At 73.4% G+C, this 15,824-nt stretch carries 15 protein-coding genes; 8 read left to right on the forward strand and 7 right to left on the reverse strand.

Going from position 1 to position 15,824, the window contains the following annotated elements; translation table 11 throughout:
* Positions 1 to 170 precede the first annotated feature (170 nt).
* From QOM21_RS30740 to QOM21_RS30755, 4 genes are all read right to left on the reverse strand, one after another.
* Positions 171 to 614 carry an ATP-binding protein gene (locus QOM21_RS30740; protein ID WP_407554267.1) on the reverse strand — a complete coding sequence of 148 codons (444 nt, stop codon included), beginning with the start codon at positions 612 to 614 and terminating at the stop codon, positions 171 to 173.
* Complete coding sequence (locus QOM21_RS30745; RefSeq protein WP_407554268.1) at positions 608 to 1,426, reverse strand: MEDS domain-containing protein; 819 nt, start codon at positions 1,424 to 1,426, stop codon at positions 608 to 610. Before QOM21_RS30745 ends, QOM21_RS30740 begins: the two co-directional genes overlap by 7 nt.
* Before the next feature lie 221 nt (positions 1,427 to 1,647).
* On the reverse strand, positions 1,648 to 2,472 hold the full coding sequence (locus QOM21_RS30750; protein ID WP_407554269.1) for an MOSC domain-containing protein: 825 nt from the start codon (positions 2,470 to 2,472) through the stop codon (positions 1,648 to 1,650).
* Between the two features lie 47 nt (positions 2,473 to 2,519).
* The gene (locus QOM21_RS30755; protein ID WP_407554270.1) at positions 2,520 to 2,984 is read right to left on the reverse strand and encodes a DUF6643 family protein; all 465 of its coding nucleotides are present in this window, start codon (positions 2,982 to 2,984) and stop codon (positions 2,520 to 2,522) included.
* Positions 2,985 to 3,231: 247 nt separating this feature from the next.
* Here QOM21_RS30755 and QOM21_RS30760 point away from each other — a divergent pair, with 247 nt between their 5' ends.
* Positions 3,232 to 4,623, forward strand: coding sequence for a TerD family protein (locus QOM21_RS30760; RefSeq protein WP_407555922.1), 1,392 nt, complete (start codon positions 3,232 to 3,234; stop codon positions 4,621 to 4,623).
* Between the two features lie 54 nt (positions 4,624 to 4,677).
* On the opposite strand, the gene QOM21_RS30765 is transcribed toward QOM21_RS30760, so the two are convergent.
* Positions 4,678 to 5,829 carry a glycosyltransferase gene (locus QOM21_RS30765; protein ID WP_407555924.1) on the reverse strand — a complete coding sequence of 384 codons (1,152 nt, stop codon included), beginning with the start codon at positions 5,827 to 5,829 and terminating at the stop codon, positions 4,678 to 4,680.
* 193 nt (positions 5,830 to 6,022) lie between these two features.
* On the opposite strand from QOM21_RS30765, the gene QOM21_RS30770 reads away from it, so the two are divergent.
* The 3 genes from QOM21_RS30770 to QOM21_RS30780 all read left to right on the forward strand — a co-directional run bounded on the left by QOM21_RS30770 (position 6,023) and on the right by QOM21_RS30780 (position 8,104).
* Positions 6,023 to 6,841 (forward strand): glutamate racemase, encoded by an 819-nt coding sequence (locus tag QOM21_RS30770; protein ID WP_407554271.1) that lies wholly within the window; start codon positions 6,023 to 6,025, stop codon positions 6,839 to 6,841.
* A 93-nt stretch (positions 6,842 to 6,934) separates the two neighbouring features.
* Positions 6,935 to 7,552, forward strand: coding sequence for a hypothetical protein (locus QOM21_RS30775; RefSeq protein ID WP_407554272.1), 618 nt, complete (start codon positions 6,935 to 6,937; stop codon positions 7,550 to 7,552).
* A 66-nt stretch (positions 7,553 to 7,618) separates the two neighbouring features.
* The gene (locus tag QOM21_RS30780) at positions 7,619 to 8,104 is read left to right on the forward strand and encodes an NUDIX domain-containing protein (RefSeq protein ID WP_393896098.1); all 486 of its coding nucleotides are present in this window, start codon (positions 7,619 to 7,621) and stop codon (positions 8,102 to 8,104) included.
* A 13-nt stretch (positions 8,105 to 8,117) separates the two neighbouring features.
* Here QOM21_RS30780 and QOM21_RS30785 read toward each other — a convergent pair whose 3' ends face one another.
* A complete protein-coding gene (locus QOM21_RS30785) occupies positions 8,118 to 8,708 on the reverse strand; it encodes a hypothetical protein (RefSeq protein ID WP_407554273.1) in 591 nt (196 codons plus the stop codon).
* Between the two features lie 269 nt (positions 8,709 to 8,977).
* Between QOM21_RS30785 and QOM21_RS30790 the strand changes: the two genes are divergently transcribed.
* From QOM21_RS30790 to QOM21_RS30800, 3 genes are all read left to right on the forward strand, one after another.
* A complete protein-coding gene (locus QOM21_RS30790; protein ID WP_407554274.1) occupies positions 8,978 to 9,772 on the forward strand; it encodes a 3-hydroxybutyrate dehydrogenase in 795 nt (264 codons plus the stop codon).
* Between the two features lie 172 nt (positions 9,773 to 9,944).
* The gene (locus tag QOM21_RS30795; protein WP_407555925.1) at positions 9,945 to 12,125 is read left to right on the forward strand and encodes a helix-turn-helix domain-containing protein; all 2,181 of its coding nucleotides are present in this window, start codon (positions 9,945 to 9,947) and stop codon (positions 12,123 to 12,125) included.
* A 129-nt stretch (positions 12,126 to 12,254) separates the two neighbouring features.
* Entirely contained in the window at positions 12,255 to 12,449 is a 195-nt protein-coding gene (locus QOM21_RS30800; RefSeq protein WP_407554275.1) for a CsbD family protein, read from the forward strand.
* A gap of 159 nt (positions 12,450 to 12,608) precedes the next feature.
* Here QOM21_RS30800 and QOM21_RS30805 read toward each other — a convergent pair whose 3' ends face one another.
* On the reverse strand, positions 12,609 to 13,985 hold the full coding sequence (locus QOM21_RS30805) for an MFS transporter (protein WP_407554276.1): 1,377 nt from the start codon (positions 13,983 to 13,985) through the stop codon (positions 12,609 to 12,611).
* A gap of 291 nt (positions 13,986 to 14,276) precedes the next feature.
* Between QOM21_RS30805 and dgoD the strand changes: the two genes are divergently transcribed.
* On the forward strand, positions 14,277 to 15,422 hold the full coding sequence (dgoD, locus tag QOM21_RS30810; RefSeq protein ID WP_407554277.1) for a galactonate dehydratase: 1,146 nt from the start codon (positions 14,277 to 14,279) through the stop codon (positions 15,420 to 15,422).
* Positions 15,423 to 15,824 lie beyond the last annotated feature (402 nt).

The following is a 15,824-nucleotide window of genomic DNA, read 5'->3' on the forward strand; positions in this document are numbered from 1 at the left end:
GGCGGACGAGGGCCAGGTGGCCGACGGTCCGGAAGCGGTCCTGGTGGGAGGGGTGATCCCGCCGCCGCGCGACCGCCCGTCGACCCTCGAAGGCGGCTTCGGGCCCGGACGGAGCGAGTGCGTCGAGCCGGAGCCCGCCCATGGCACGCCGCGGCCCCGCGCCCGCCGGCCTAGGGCAGCCGCACCGCCACCGTCACCACGGCGCCCCCCAGGCCCGTGTCCGCCGCGACCGCGAACCGGTCCGTCACCAGGCGCGCCAGCCACAGCCCGCGCCCCTTCGGTGCCCCGTCAAGACCCGGCAGCAGCTCCGGAATCACCGCCTCGCTGAACCCGGGCCCCGCGTCGCTGATCCGGCACTCCAGCTCGTCGCCGACCCGGCTCAGCACCAGCCTGCCGGAGCCTCCCGCGTGCTCCACGGCGTTCCCGGCGATCTCGTCCACGGCCAGCACGAACTCGCCGCGCCGCGGCTCGCCCAGGCCCTCGCGGGCCGCGCACTCCTCCACCAGCAGCCGCAGCTGGGGCAGCAGCCGTGCGGTGAAACGGCGCTGGAGCAGCCGGCGGCCGGCCTCCGCCGGCCTCGACTGCGACGGCCCGGCCGGTTCGTGACTCACCACGACCGCGACACCTCCTTCGCGGCCAGCCTCGGCACCGCCCCGGCACCGAGCCGCCGCAGCATCCCGGACTGCACCTGGTCGCAGCGCACCTCGACCAGGTCGTGCCCCGCGGCGTCGCGCACCAGGGAGAGCAGGCCCGTCGCGCAGCCGACCGACAGGAAGTGCAGCCGGGTCAGATCGATGGTCAGCCGGCGGTTTCGCGTCGTCCGGGCCAGGGCGATCTCCAGCGATCTGGTGAACGCGGCCCGGTTCGCGGTATCCGCCTCGCCGATGAAGTGCAGTGCGTCGTCCGGGCCCCGCTCGGACCGCAAGCTGCCGATGCGCTCCAGCAGGGCGCGCGGATGCGCCCGCTCCATGGAGCGGACCACCGAGCGGTCGAACCGGCGGCGGTCGTAGGCGCAGATCTCGGTGTACGGCCGGCCGGTGAACAGCTGGTCGGCGTGTGTCTCGCGGTGGGCCATCGCGCCGACGTCCGCGCCGAGCGCGGCCACCCAGCCCATGTCGATGAAGGCGCGCAGGCCGGTGTAGCCCTCGGCGGTCGCCCGGTCCGTCTCCTCGCTCAGCCTGCCCATCTGGCGCGCGGCGGTGAACTCCCTGTCCGGCCGGATCACTTCGCGCATGCTGGTCAGCACCAACTGGCCACGCTCGCGGGCCGGGACCGTACTGCGGCTGGGGAAGTCGATCCGGGCCAGTACCTCAGCCTCGGACACGCCGGGGCAGGGGAGCAGCAGGACCTTCTCGCCGCGGGCCAGTCCGAGCCGCACGAAGGCCGTGACGACCTCCCAGCGCACTTCGTCATTGCCATAGCTCACAAAGGCGTGGTCCCCGGGTCGCAGATGCTGGACAGGGATGAGGTGATCGTTCCTGGTGTCCCTCTCAGGCATCGACACCTGGTTCTTCGTCTCCCCCCGTACGGCCCTCCCGCAGGTGGCGTGGAGCGCTCACTCTAGGCAGGGTGTGGGCGGCCCGCAATGTGCCCGGCAACCGTCATCGGTGCCCGCCCCGGGGGGCCGCGGAGGGCCCGAAGGCCACGTCAGGCGACCACTTCGAAGGGGTCGCCGACGCGGATCGTGCCCGGCCCCTGGGGGATCAGATTCTGGCCGAAGACCAGCCGGTCACCGAAGCGGCGATGGCGGGCGAGGGTGCGCAGCGGCTCCTTGCCGCGCTCGGCGGTGCGCTGGTCGGTGGTGGTGACCACACAGCGCGAGCAGGGCTTGGCCACCCGGAAGGCCATCTCGCCGATGCGGACCGACCGCCAGTCGTCCTCGGCCCAGGGAGTGGTGCCGTCGACGACCACATTGGGCCGGAAACGGTTCATCGGCAGCGGGCCCTCGTCGGCGTGGTCGCCCTGCGCGATGAGGGAGTTGAGGGCGTTCAGCGACGAGGTGGTGGTGAGCAGCAGGGGATAGCCGTCGGCGAAGCTCACGGTCTCGCCGGGCAGGGCGAACTCCGGATCGATGGGGCGGCGCATGTCAGGTGCGTCCAGATGAACCAGTTCGGCCTCGACACCCAGATACGCGCGAAACCAGTCGGCTGCCTGCCGTCCGGCCGGCACCGCCTCGACCTTGTCCCTCCAGAGCTCGACCACGACCGTCTCGCCGGGCTCGGGCACCTCGACCGTCAGCGGCTCCATGCCGGGCGCGGTCAGCGCGAGGGCGCCGCTCGGCAGCACCTCGGCCGAGGCCAACGCCAACGTCGGCTGCTGCCGTTGGGACAGCATTCTGCGCTGGGTGTCCACGACCATCCACCGTCGGTCCCCGGCGAGCCCCCACGGCTCCACGACCGCCTCGCCGGGACCGGACCCCGCAATGGATTTGACCGGATAGAGATGGATCGATTGCAGCGCTGGCGTCGGCATGGAATCCATCCTGCCAGTCGCCTCGGACAGTTGGCCGGTGGGCCGGTTCAGTACCCCCGCGGGTACTGGCGGCCGTACGGATCGTCGTACGGCGCGGCCGGGCGCGGGGCCGCGGGACGCGGTGCGACCGGAGCGGCCGGACGCATCTGCTCGTAGCCCGTGCCGGCCGGGCGCTGGGGGTACTGCTGGGGCTGCTGGGACTGGTAGCCGCGGTTGCCGGCCTGCTGCGGGATATAGGGCGCAGGAGCCTGCTGGAGCGGCGCCGCCTGCTGCCCGTTGCCCTGATAACCCTGCCCCGCCGAGGGGTACGAGGGAGCGGCGGGCAGTGCGGGCAGCGCCGACGGAAGGGCGGGCAGGTAGGACGAGCCGGTGTCGTAAGGGGAGGGGGATACCCGGATCGGGGCGATCTGAGGGGTACCGCGTTCCGCGACGAGGCTGTCGTAGATCGGAGTGTCCGGGAAGGAGGGCGAAGCGTAGTAGCCGCCGCCGTAGGTAGAGCGGGGGGAGGTCATGCCTCTTAAGTTAAGCCCACGATGTGCCGATTGGGGAGCCTGAAAAGAGGGTTGTTTTACGCGTTGCGAGTGGCCCAGGTTCCTCAATGTGAGCGAACTTGGGAAAATCGGTCGCGATCGGCCGTAGGAATCCTGTAAAGGATCGGCTTCCCGCAGGTGAACGCGGGGCACTCGCAGGGGCGTCGGCCCAGTAGGTTGGAGGTGCCACCACCGACGGGGCATGGCGAACGACAGAGAGGGCGCAGCGATGTCGATGCTCAAGGGCAGCAACGTTCCGGTTCCGGCCCCGGCGGTCCGGGTGGAACTGGGCTGGCAGGCCGCTCCGGGGATTCCGGATGTGGACGCCTCCGCGCTGCTCCTGGTGTCGGGAAAGGTTCGCGACGACACCGACTTCGTGTTCTACAACCAGGCCGTGCACGCCTCCGGTGCGGTCCGCCACGAAGGCAAGCGGCCGGCCGGCGGCGCGATGACCGACAGCCTCGCCGTCGACCTGGCGGCCGTCGAGGGCGGTGTCGAGAAGGTCGTGCTCGCCGCCTCCTGCGACGGCGGAACCTTCGGGACGGTCCCCGGGCTGTACATCCGGGTGCTGGACGCGGCGAGCGGCTCCGAGATCGCCCGTTTCGACAGCCAGGACGCCGCCGCGGAGACGGCCTTCGTCCTCGGCGAGCTCTACCGGCGCCAGGGCGCCTGGAAGTTCCGCGCCGTCGGACAGGGTTACGACACCGGGCTCGCCGGCCTGGCCACCGACTTCGGCATCAGCGTCGAGGAGGAGCCGGCCGCGGACCGGGCCCTCGCCGCCGCTCCGCCGAGCACCGCGCCGTCCGCCCCGCCGTTCGCGCCCGCGCCTCCGGCGCCCCCGATGGCGTCACCGCACACGGCCCCCGCGCCCCCGTTGCCGACCGGTCAACCCGCGGCGTCAATTCCCCCGCCGCCGGGTCAGCAGGCCGCGCCCCCCTCCGCGCCCCCCGTTCGTCTGACAAAGGTCACCCTCACGAAGGACGCCCCGGCCGTCTCCTTGACGAAGCAGGGCGGTACCTCCGGCGCGATGCGGGTGAACCTCAACTGGAGCGGCGGCAAGGGCGGCAAGAGCCTCGGCAAGAAGCTCGGCCGCAAGGCGATGGAGGCCATGGGTGCCCGCGGCGCGCTGCTGCCCCGGTCCGACGGGCTCGACCTCGACCTGTGCGCGCTGTACGAACTCAGCGACGGCAGCGCCGGCGTGGTGCACCCGATCGGCAACAACTTCGGCTCGCTGCAGGCCCCGCCGTTCATCCAGCTGGACGGCGACGACCGCACCGGCGCCGTCCAGGCGGGCGAGAACCTCACCATCAACCTCGACCATCAGGCCCGCATCAAGCGCATCCTGATCTTCGTCACCGTCTACGCCGGCGCCCGCAGTTTCGAGGGACTGGACGCGACCGTCACCCTCCAGCCGCAGCACGGCGCCCCCGTCGACTTCGCCCTCGACGCGTGCACGGTCCCCTCCAACGTCTGCGCCCTTGCCCTGATCACGCACACCGGCAGCGAACTCGTCGTCCAGCGCGAGTCCCGGTTCCTCGTGCCACCGCCCGGCATCAGCCCGCAGCGCACCGTCGACCAGGCCTACGGGTGGGGCCTGGACTGGTCACCGGCCCGCAAGTGACGCCGTTTCGCGGCCCGTGGACGGACACCGCGGCCGCGCTCCTCGCGGGCGCGGTCAGGACGGCGCTCCGTACGTCCGGCCCTTCCAGGCCGCCCCGCGCCCCCGGTAGTGCTGCACGGCCGAGTCCATGGTCATCAGCAGATAGAGCAGCGCGGTGAACGGCAGCAGCAGCGCGGTCCACGGCGGCTGCCGGTAGTAGCGCAGCATCGGCAGAAACGTCCCGCACATCACGAGCCAGGCCGCGCCGCCCAGTGCCGCGGCCGCGGCCTCACCGGCGGCCGCCCCGGCCAGCAGCACGGCGGGCGGCGCGAGATAGACCAGCGCGAGGCCCGCGACGGTCCCCACCAGGAGCAGCGGCTGGTGCAGCAGCTGGGCGTAGGCGCTGCGCGCGACCATCCGCCACAGCTCGGCGAGCCGGGGATACGGCCGCACGCTCGTCACCCGGTCCGCGAGTCCCAGCCAGATCGTGCCCCCGGAGCGCTGGACCGCGCGGGCCAGCGTCACATCGTCGATCACCGCGTGCCGGATCGTCTCCGGGATGCCCGCGCGCTCCGCCGCCTCCCGCCGCAGCAGCACACAGCCGCCCGCGGCCGCGGCGGTCCGTGCCCCGGGGCGGTTGACCCATCGGAAGGGGTAGAGCTGCCCGAAGAAGTACACGAAGGCCGGCACGATCAGGCGCTCCCAGAACGTCACGACCCGCAGCCGGGCCATCTGTGAGACCAGATCCAGGTCCGCCGACCGTGCCGCCGCCACCAACTCCCGGAAGCTGTCCGGTTCGTGGGCGATGTCCGCGTCCGTCAGCAGCAGATACTCCGGCGCGAGCCGCTCGCGCGCCTGCGCGATGCCGTGCCGTACGGCCCACAGCTTGCCCGTCCAGCCCGGCTCCGGCTCACCGGGGGAGCAGACGGTCAGCGGGAGCCCGCCCCGTTCCGCCGCCAGCGCGCGGGCCACCGCGCCCGTCCCGTCCGTACTGCCGTCGTCGACGAGGAACACCTCGGCCCGTCCCGGGTATTTCTGTGCCAGCAGCGAGGGCAGGCTGTCCGGCAGCACCTCGGCCTCGTCCCGCGCGGGCACCACCACCGCGACCGACGGCCAGCGCGCCGGGTCCCGGCGCGCCGGGAGCCGCTGGTCGGTCCGCCAGAAGAAGCCCTGTCCCAGCAGCAGCCACGCCCAGGCCAGCAGTGACCCCGCACCGATCCACTCCATCGCTCCCACGGCCGCAGTCTGCCGCACCGGATCCGCCGCGCGGCGGTCATCGACGGGGTGTCCCGGAGCGGGCGGCACGCGACCGTGCGCGGTGCTCCGCAGGGCTCCGGCTGCCGCACACAGCGCCAGCTCCGGGGCCGGGCTGACGGGGCCGGTATGACAAGTCGGGCGCCGTCCTGAGTAAAGTGTCCGCGTGAAGATCGCGCTCATGGACTCCGGGACCGGGCTGCTCGCGGCGGCCGCCGCCGTGCGGCGACTGCGGCCGGACGCCGATCTGGTCCTCTCCTCCGACCCCGACGGCCTGCCCTGGGGCCCGCGCACCCCCGACGATGTCGCGGCGCGTGCGCTGGCGGTCGCCCGTGCAGCCGCCACACACCACCCCGACGCCCTGATCGTCGCCTGCAACACCGCTTCCGTGCACGCCCTGCCGGTGCTCCGCGCCGAGCTGGAGCCCGTCGTGCCGGTCATCGGCACCGTGCCGGCCATCAAGCCCGCGGCGGCCGGCGGCGGTCCCGTCGCCATCTGGGCGACACCGGCCACCACCGGAAGCCCCTACCAGCGGGACCTCGTGGAGCGGTTCGCCCAGGGCGTGGACGTCACGGGCGTGCCCTGCCCGGGACTCGCCGACGCCGTGGAGGAGGCGGACGGCAGGGCGATCGACGCTGCCGTCGCCGCCGCCGCCGACCTCACCCCGCGGGAGGTCAAGGCCGTCGTCCTGGGCTGCACCCACTACGAGCTGGTCGCCGAACGCATCCGGGCGGCCCTGCAGCAGCCCGGCGCCCCCGCCCTCGTCCTGCACGGTTCCGCGGAGGCCGTCGCCGCCCAGGCACTGCGCCGCATCGGGGCCGAGCCCGCGCCCGCGGCCGCGCCCACCGGCAGCGTGAGCGTGCTCCTCAGCGGCCGCCCGGGCGGCATGCCCGCCGCGGCGCTGGCCTACGCGGAGGGGCGACTGCTGGCGGAGAGCGGCGCCGCGGCAGGTCCGGGCGAGGCCGCGACGGCCCTGCGCGGCTGACGCCGACGGGGTGTCGGCGCCCCGGGGTTCCGGGCCGCGCGGGCACGGCGCACCACGGTGCCGTGCTGTGCAAAGACGCGTACGCTGCGTTCCATGAGGGACCACCCCCCGGAGGGGGCAGCAGCCCCCGATCAGTACGACAGCACCGTAGGCGACGGCGTGCCCCCCGGCGGAGGCGGCGCCCACGCGGAACTTCCCGAGGTCTGGCACGGCGGCGCCACCAACCGCGTGCAGTGGCTGCTCGCCGGTATCGGCGCGGCCTGCATGGCCCTCGGCGTCGAACTCGCCGTCGACAGCTCCTGGACGTCGAGCCTCGCGCCCCTGGTGATGTCCGTCGTCGGCTGCGTCGCGGCCGGCCTGCTGGTGCTCTTCGGCACGATCGCCTTCGTCCATGTAGCGGTACGCGTCGACGAGGACGCCCTGGAAGTCCGCTGCGGCCATATAGGGGTACCGCGTCGCCGCATCCCGCTGGACGACGTCGTCGGCGCCGTCTACGCGCCGCAGGTCACCCCGCGGCACTGGGGCGGCTGGGGCTACCGCTGGCGCCCCGAGCAGGGCACCGCCGTCGTCGTCCGCCGCGGTGAGGCCCTGGTGCTCGAACTCCACGACGGCCACACCTTCACCGTCACCGTCGACAACGCCGAGGCCGCCGTCCGCTACATCCGCGGCCGGCTCAGCGTGCGCCGCAACGGCACCCCGGCAGGCGCCTGAACGCCGGAGCGGGCCCTCCCCCGACGCGTCGCGGAAACGGTGGGGTCTTCCTTTAGGGTTCAACACATGGCAACACCCGAATTCATCCGTGACCTCCGCACGTCCGTCGGCCGGCAGCTGCTGTGGCTGCCCGGGGTCAGTGCGGTCGTCTTCGACGACGAGGGCCGGGTCCTCCTGGGCAAGCGGGTGGACACCGGTGGCTGGTCGGTGATCGGCGGCATCCCCGAGCCCGGGGAGCAGCCGGCCGAGACCGCGGTGCGCGAGGTGTACGAGGAGACCGCGGTACGGGTCGTCCCCGAGCGGGTCGTCCTCGTGGAGACCATGCCGCCGACGCGTTACCCCAACGGGGACGTCTGCCAGTTCATGGACGTCACGCTGCGCTGCCGCGCGACCGGCGGCGAGGCCGTGGTCAACGACGACGAGTCGCTGGAAGTGGGCTGGTTCGACCTGGACGCTCTGCCGGCGCTGGAGGACTACGCGCTGATCCGCATCAAGCGGGCGGTGGAGGCCGGGCCGACGTGGTTCCGGGGCATGTCGGAAGCGGACGCCTAGGACCCGCTCGCCGCTACAGCTCCTCGTTCGACGGCTCGTCCAGCGGATCGCCGGGGTCCTCCGGGATCGGCGGCAGCTGGGACTCGTCCGGGCTCTCCCCGGGCTCCCCGGGTTCCTCCGTCGGGTCGGGCGCCGGCGGCTGGCCGGTCGGCTCCTCGGTGTGCATCTCCAGGGTGTCCTTGCGGCAGCTGGTGACCCAGGTGCCGGTGGGTCCGCTCTCGTACTGGCAGAACCAGCCCCGCACGGCCAGCGTCCCCTCGCTGCCGCCGCCTGCCTGCGGCGCCCGCAGAAAGAACTCGGCCATCACGTCGTGGGCCTCCTCGCAGCCCACCGTGCCCGCGGCACCGGGGTCCGCGAACAGGGCGACGTTCCGTGCCTTGCCCAGCGCGTCGGGGATCTCCCCGCAGCTGACCGGCTGCCCGGGGACGGTGGACGTGTCGGGGTTCGGCGAGCCACCCGGGTCCGGAGGGTCGCCCCCGTCGGGGCCGGTGCCCGGGCCCGACGAGGTCGTGGCGGAGGCCGTGGCGTCCGCGTCGTCACCGGCCCCGCATCCGGCGGCGGCGAGGGCGAGCAGTACGGTCGGCACGGCGAGGAGCCTACGCATGATCGAACTCCCTCGTGGCGGCGGTCGCAGGCGGCGCGCTGCGTCGTCTGACGCTAGGAGGCCGCGGGGTGCTCGGCGATCCGGGACGGCCGATCGGGTGACCGAGGGACACGAGTGGCGCCGAGAAGATGCGGCGGCCGGGCACAGGGGGCGGACACCGGCCGACGCCCCACCCCTCGCGGCAGGGGTGCGCGGACGCCACCCCCGGCTCACGAAGTATGGGGCGGTGGCACATCGGTGAGGTACGGGCGGCTGCCTAGGGTGCGGTCATGACCGTGATCGGCACCCCAGGCCAGGTATCCCTCGACCTCGACGGCCGCACCGCCCTCGTCACCGGCGCCGCCAGTGGCATCGGGCGCGCCTGCGCCCTGCGGCTGGCGGCGGCCGGCGCCACCGTACGGGCCGTGGACCGCGACGCCGCGGGGCTCGCCGGCCTCGCGGACGCCCTCCCCGCAGACAGCCCCGGCGGCATCGAGCCCCGCCCGCTGGACCTCGCCGATCTCGACGCCGCCGAACGGGCGGCCGCGGGCAGCGATCTGCTGGTCAACAACGCGGGGATCCAGCTCGTCCGCCCGATCGAGGAGTTCCCGCCCGAGGTCTTCCACGAGGTGCTGACCGTCATGCTGGAGGCGCCCTTCCGGCTGCTGCGCGGAGCGCTGCCGCACATGTACGAGCGCGGCTGGGGCCGGATCGTCAACATCTCGTCCGTGCACGGCATCCGTGCCTCCCCCTTCAAGTCCGCGTACGTCGCCGCCAAGCACGGCCTGGAGGGCCTCTCCAAGACCGCCGCGCTGGAAGGTGCCCCGCACGGTGTGACCTCCAACTGCGTCAACCCCGGATATGTCCGCACCCCACTGGTCGAGCGGCAGATCGCCGATCAGGCCGCCGCGCACGGCATCCCCGAGGAACGCGTGGTGTCCGACATCCTGCTCGCCGACTCGGCCCTCAAGCGGCTGGTCGAGCCGGCCGAGGTCGCCGAGGCCGTCGCCTACCTCTGCAGTCCGCAGGCGTCCTTCGTCACGGGTACCTCGCTGCTGTTGGACGGCGGCTGGGCCGCGCACTGAACGCACGCCCGCCCGGGGCGGCCGGCACGGCTCGGGAAGCGTCCGGACACGGGCGGGCCGCGGCGCACCTGCTGACGGCCCGCGGCGCACCTGCTGAACGGAAGGGGCGGCAGAGGCTGGCGCGCCGCGATGGACCGGAGGTATCCCTGTGACCATGTCCACCGAACAGCCGATGCCCGAGCCCGACCCGCCGTCCGGGCGCCCCGCCGAGGTCCCGGCAGCCCCGGACGACCCGGCCGAGACGCCCTTTCTCGGCCTCTTGGCCACCGGCGCCTCGGCGGAGGAGTACGAGCGTGCGGTGCTGCGCGCCCGCGCCGAGGGGGCGACCGCCGAGCGGCTCGCCGCCCTGGAGCGGGCCAAGCTGGTGGCGCTGCGGGTACGGACCGAGATGGAGGGCCGGCGCAGGCGCGAGGCGGAGCTGTCCGCGCTCTACGCGACCGCCCACGACCTCGCGGGGCTGCGCGACCTCGACGCGGTGCTGCGGGCGATCGTGCGCCGGGCCCGCTCCCTCCTGGCCACCGAGGTCGCCTATCTGACGCTCAACGACCCCGCGGCGGGTGACACGTACATGCGTGTCACCGACGGCTCCGTCTCCGCCCGGTTCCAGCAGCTGCGGCTCGGCATGGGGGAGGGGCTCGGCGGGCTGGTCGCGCAGACCGCTCGCCCGTACGTCACCGACAGCTATTTCCACGATGAACGCTTCCGGCACACCGGCCCCATCGACTCGGGTGTCCAGGACGAGGGCCTGGTGGCGATCCTCGGCGTGCCGCTGATGCTCGGCAGCGGCGTCATCGGTGTGCTGTTCGCCGCCGACCGGCGCGAACGGGTCTTCGAGCGCGGCCAGATCGCCCTGCTCGCCGCGCACGCGGCCCACGCCGCCGTCGCCCTCGACACCGCCAACCTGCTCGCCGAGACCCGTAAGACGCTCACCGAACTGGAGGACGCGACCGCGATCATCCGCGACCGCAGTGCGGTCATCGAGCGGGCCTCCGACATCCACGACCGGCTGACGGAGCTGGTGCTGCGCGGTGGCGGAGTGCAGGACGTGGCCGCCGCGGTCGCCGAAGTGCTCCGCGGTGAGGTCGAGTTCACCGATCCCGAGCGCGCACCCGCAGAGGCGCTGGACCGCTCCCGCGCCGACGGCCACGCCGTACGGGACGGCGCGGACTGGGTCGCGGCGGTGTGGGCCGGCGGCGAGGTCCTCGGCGCCCTCGTCCTGCGCGGCCACCCGGAACTGGACCCCGTCGACCAGCGGACCCTGGAGCGCGCCGCGATGGTGACGTCCCTGCTGCTGCTCGCCCGGCGGAGCGCGGGCGAGGCCGAACAGCGGGTCAGGGGCGAGCTGCTGGACGATCTCCTCGACGCGCCCGACCGCGACCCGCGCCTGCTGCGGGAGCGCGCCGCCAGGGTGGGCGCGAACCTCGACGCGCCGCACGTCGTCCTCGCGGCGCGCATCGAGACGTACGAAACCACTCCGCAGGACGGCGGCAGGCCCGGCTCACCCGCCGCTGCGCCCTCGGGGGCCACAGCAGGCCCGGTCGGCGCCGGTCACTCCTGCCCTTCGCCGCGCACACCGCACGGAATCCGCCCGCACGAGCCGGGCGAGCCCCCGGCCGGCGCCCCGGCCCCACCGCCGCTCGCCGCCGAACAGCGGATCGCCGCCGATCCGTCCGCCGAGCCGTACGGATACGAAGCGGCGGCCCACCCCGGCGGCGCCGACCGGCAACGGCTGTGGTCGGCGGCCTCGCATCTCGCCGCCACCCGGCACGGGCTCGCCGCCGTACGGGATGGCGGCGCCGTGCTGCTGCTGCCGCTGGACGACGACGGCGACCCGGCGCGGGCCGCCCGCGAGGTCGCCGGGCGGCTCGGCGCCGCCCTGCACGTCCCCGTCTCGGTCGGCGCGTCGGAGCCCGTCCCGGCCCCGGCGGCCAGGCCCGCGGCGGTCGCGGACGCGTACGCGGAAGCCAGGCGCTGCCGGGAGGCGCTGCGCGTGCTGGGCCGGGACGGCGAGGGCGCGGCCGCCGCCGACTTCGGGTTCCTCGGCCTGCTGCTCGCCGACACCCGCGACGTGGACGGTTTCGTGCACCGCACTCTCGGCGAGGTGGCGGACTACGACGAACGCCGTGGCACGGACCTGCTGCGCACCCTCGGCGCCTACTTCGCCGGCGGGATGAGCCCGGCCCGCACCAAGGACGCCTTGCACGTCCATGTGAACACCGTCGCCCAGCGCCTGGAGCGGATAGGCCGTCTGCTCGGCCCCGACTGGCAGTCGCCCGCCCGCGCGCTGGAGATCCAGCTGGCCCTGCGGCTGCACCAGCTCTCGTCCGCCGTCGCGCGGCATCCGGAGGGGTGAGGGCGCCATCCGGCGTACGGCGCGCCGGGGGTGCGTACCGATGGCCCCCTCCGGGTGCGAACCGCACCGACCTGCGGCAGCGTGGTGCCGGAACTTCCCACCCTTCCCCGCCGAACAAAGGAGTTCGCCATGGGTGACGACGGCAACATGGACAAGATGAAGGGCAAGGCCAAGGAGGCCACCGGCAAGATGAGCGGCGACGATCGGATGGCGAGCGAGGGCCGCACCGACCAGGCCAAGGGCAAGGCCAAGGAAGCCATGTCCAAGGCGAAGGACAAGGCCGCCGGCATGAAGGACTCGCTGAAGGACCGCGACAACTCCTGACGCCAGGGCGCCGCGGCCCGCCGCCCCGCTCGCGCGGAGCCCGGCCCGGCCCACTGCGCCCCGTCGCACGGACGCCGCGTATCCCGGCCCGCCCCTACGGGCCCGCCGGGATACGCGGCGCTTCGTGTCGTTCTCGCGACGGGCCCCTGAAGGCAGCCGTCACTTCGCGACGGTTTTCGCCACCCCCGCCGACTCCCCCGCCCCGCGGGCTTCGACCGCCCCGAGATCCCGGCTGCGGGTCTCCTTCGCCACCCCCACCGCGAGCAGCGTGAGCACCGCCGCCGCGATGACGTACAGGGCGATCGGTGTCGGGCTGTCGAAGTCGGCGAGCAGCGCCGTCGCGATGAGCGGGGCGGGCGCGCCGGCCGCGACCGAGGAGAACTGGGCGCCGATCGACGCACCCGAGTACCGCATCCGGGTCGCGAACATCTCCGCGAAGAACGCCGCCTGCGGCGCGTACATCGCGCCGTGGAAGACCAGCCCCACGCTCACCGCGAGCAGCAGCAGCCCGAAGTCGGCGGAGTCCACCAGCGCGAAGAACGGGAACGCCCACACCGCGACCCCGGCCGCGCCCAGCAGATACACCGGGCGCCGCCCGACGCGGTCCGACAGGGCGCCCCAGGCGGGAATGACCGCGAAGTGCAGGGCGGAGGCGATCAACACGGCGTTCAGCGCGGTCTGTTGGGACAGTCCGGTGTGGGAGGTCGCGTAGACCAGCACGAAGGCCGTGATGACGTAGTACGAGATGTTCTCCGCCATCCGGGCGCCCATCGCGACCAGCACATCGCGCCAGTGGTACTTCAGGACCGCGACCAGCGGCATCTTCTCCACCGTGCCGCCCTCCGCCCGCCGGGCCTCCGCGCTCGCCAACGCCGCCCGGAACACCGGCGATTCATCGACCGAAAGCCGGATCCACAGTCCGACGATCACCAGCACGCCGGAGAGCAGGAACGGCACCCGCCAGCCCCAGGAGAGGAACTGTCCGTCCGACAGCAGCGCCGTCAGCGCCGACAGCACGCCGGTGGCCAGCAACTGGCCGGCGGGGGCACCGGTCTGCGGCCAGGACGCCCAGAAGCCGCGCCGCCCGGCATCGCCGTGCTCGGATACCAGCAGCACCGCGCCGCCCCACTCGCCGCCCAGCGCGAACCCCTGCACGAGCCGCAGCACCGTCAGCAGCACCGGCGCCGCCGAGCCGATCGTGGCATGTGTCGGCAGCAGCCCTATCGCGAAGGTCGCGCCGCCCATCATCAGCAGGCTCAGCACCAGCAGCTTCTTGCGGCCGAGCCGGTCGCCGAAATGTCCGAAGACCAGGGCGCCGACGGGCCGCGCGGCGAAGCCGACGGCGTAGGTCAGGAAGGACAGCAGCGTGCCGACCAGCGGATCGGACCCGGGAAAGAACAGCTTGTTGAAGACGAGGGCGGCGGCGGATCCGTAGAGGAAGAAGTCGTACCACTCGACGGTCGTGCCGATGAGGCTCGCGGCGACGACGCGCTTGAGCGAGGCGGGGGCTGGGGGAGCGGATGCCGAGGCAGCCATGGTCACCACTTCCGGGTGCGGGTCGGGTCGGGGACGGTACACGTGTCGCCACACCGTAGGAATGCCCTGGTCACCGGCACATGTGGTGGGACACCACACTTCGTCCTGCGAGTGTGCGCGCGATCGCCATGAGCAGCCGGCTGCCGGGTCCTCGCATCCTTCCTCCTCCGGAATGCGGCCTCCGTCGCGTTTCCGGCCTCGGACGACGCCACATACATCACCGCAGCGAACCCTGCCGCGGACCGCGGCGGGCCCGTGAAGAAGCGGCAGGCCCGTGAAGAAGGAGTCCGAGTGAAGATCACGTCACTGTGCACCTACCTGGTCGCCCCCCGCTGGTGCTTTCTGCGCGTCGACACCGACGAGGGGATCACCGGCTGGGGCGAGCCCGTGGTCGAGGGGAGGGCGCACACCGTCGCCGCGGCGGTGGACGAACTCGCCGACCATCTCGTCGGCAAGGACCCGATGCGCATCGAGGACCACTGGCAGGTGCTCACCAAGGGCGGGTTCTACCGCGGCGGCCCGGTGCTCTCCAGCGCGGTCGCGGGCATCGACCAGGCGCTGTGGGACATCGCCGGCAAGGCCCTGGGCGTGCCCGTATGGCAGCTGCTGGGCGGCAACGTCCGCGACCGGGTCCGCGTCTACAGCTGGATCGGCGGGGACCGTCCGGACGAGGTCGCCGAAGCGGCCCTCGACCGCAAGGAGCAGGGGTTCACGGCGATCAAGATGAACGCCTCGGCCCAGCTGCGCCCGATCGACACCCCGGAGGCCGTCCGCGGCATCGTGGACCGGGTGGCGAGTGTCCGCGAGGCGGTCGGGGACCGCTTCGACATCGCGGTGGACTTCCACGGCAGGCTCAGCAGCGCGATGGCCAGGCGGGTACTTCCGCTGCTGGAGCCGTATCTGCCGTTCTTCGTCGAGGAACCGCTGGTCCCCGAGATGAGCGATCACCTCGGCGAGATCGTGCGCTGCACCGGCATCCCGATCGCGACCGGTGAACGGCTCTACTCCCGCTGGGACTTCAAGCGGGTGCTCCAGCAGGGCATCGCCGTCGCACAGCCCGATCTGTCCCACGCGGGTGGCATCTCCGAGGTGCGGCGCATCGCCGCCATGGCCGAGGCGTACGACGTCGCGCTCGCGCCGCACTGCCCGCTGGGGCCGATCGCGCTCGCCGCCTCACTCCAGGTGGGCTTCGCGACGCCGAACCTCCTGATCCAGGAGCAGAGCCTGGGCATCCACTACAACAAGGGGTCCGATCTGCTCGACTACCTCGTCGATCGGTCCGTCTTCCGCTACGAGGACGGGCATGTGGCCCTGCCGACCGGCCCCGGACTGGGCATCGAGATCGACGAGAAGGCCGTGGAGGCGGCCGCGCGGACCGGCCACCGCTGGCGGAACCCGGTGTGGCGGCGGGACGACGGCTCCCTGGCCGAGTGGTAGACGGGGGCCCACGTCGGGAGTGGCAGGGAGACACAGGAGCCACCGGTTCTTCCGTCCGGGGAGACGGCCGCGAACGCCCTGGACGGACGCCGCCGGTCGGCGGAGCCGGTGGCCGGAATCGGTGGGCCGCAGGCGCTCTGGACCAGCCCCTGCCCATGCCCTAACTTCGAGGTGCATCGTCAGCCGGCACGTGCCCGAAGCAGGCGTCAGCCATCGGCTGCCGACGGCCAACAGGCCGTGCCGGAAGCCCTATTGGCCGACGCGGGCCCACCCGACACCCGCCTCGATCGCGCCACCCGCGCGATCGGACTCCCGCTCACGAACAGCTCCCGACCGGACCCCGAGACGCTTCCCGACGGTTCCCGAGCGGGCCCGGGGTCCGTACGGGGAAGAGGAGGACAT

The sequence above is a fragment of the Streptomyces sp. Pv4-95 genome, assembly GCF_045782725.1.
Lineage (GTDB): Bacteria > Actinomycetota > Actinomycetes > Streptomycetales > Streptomycetaceae > Streptomyces.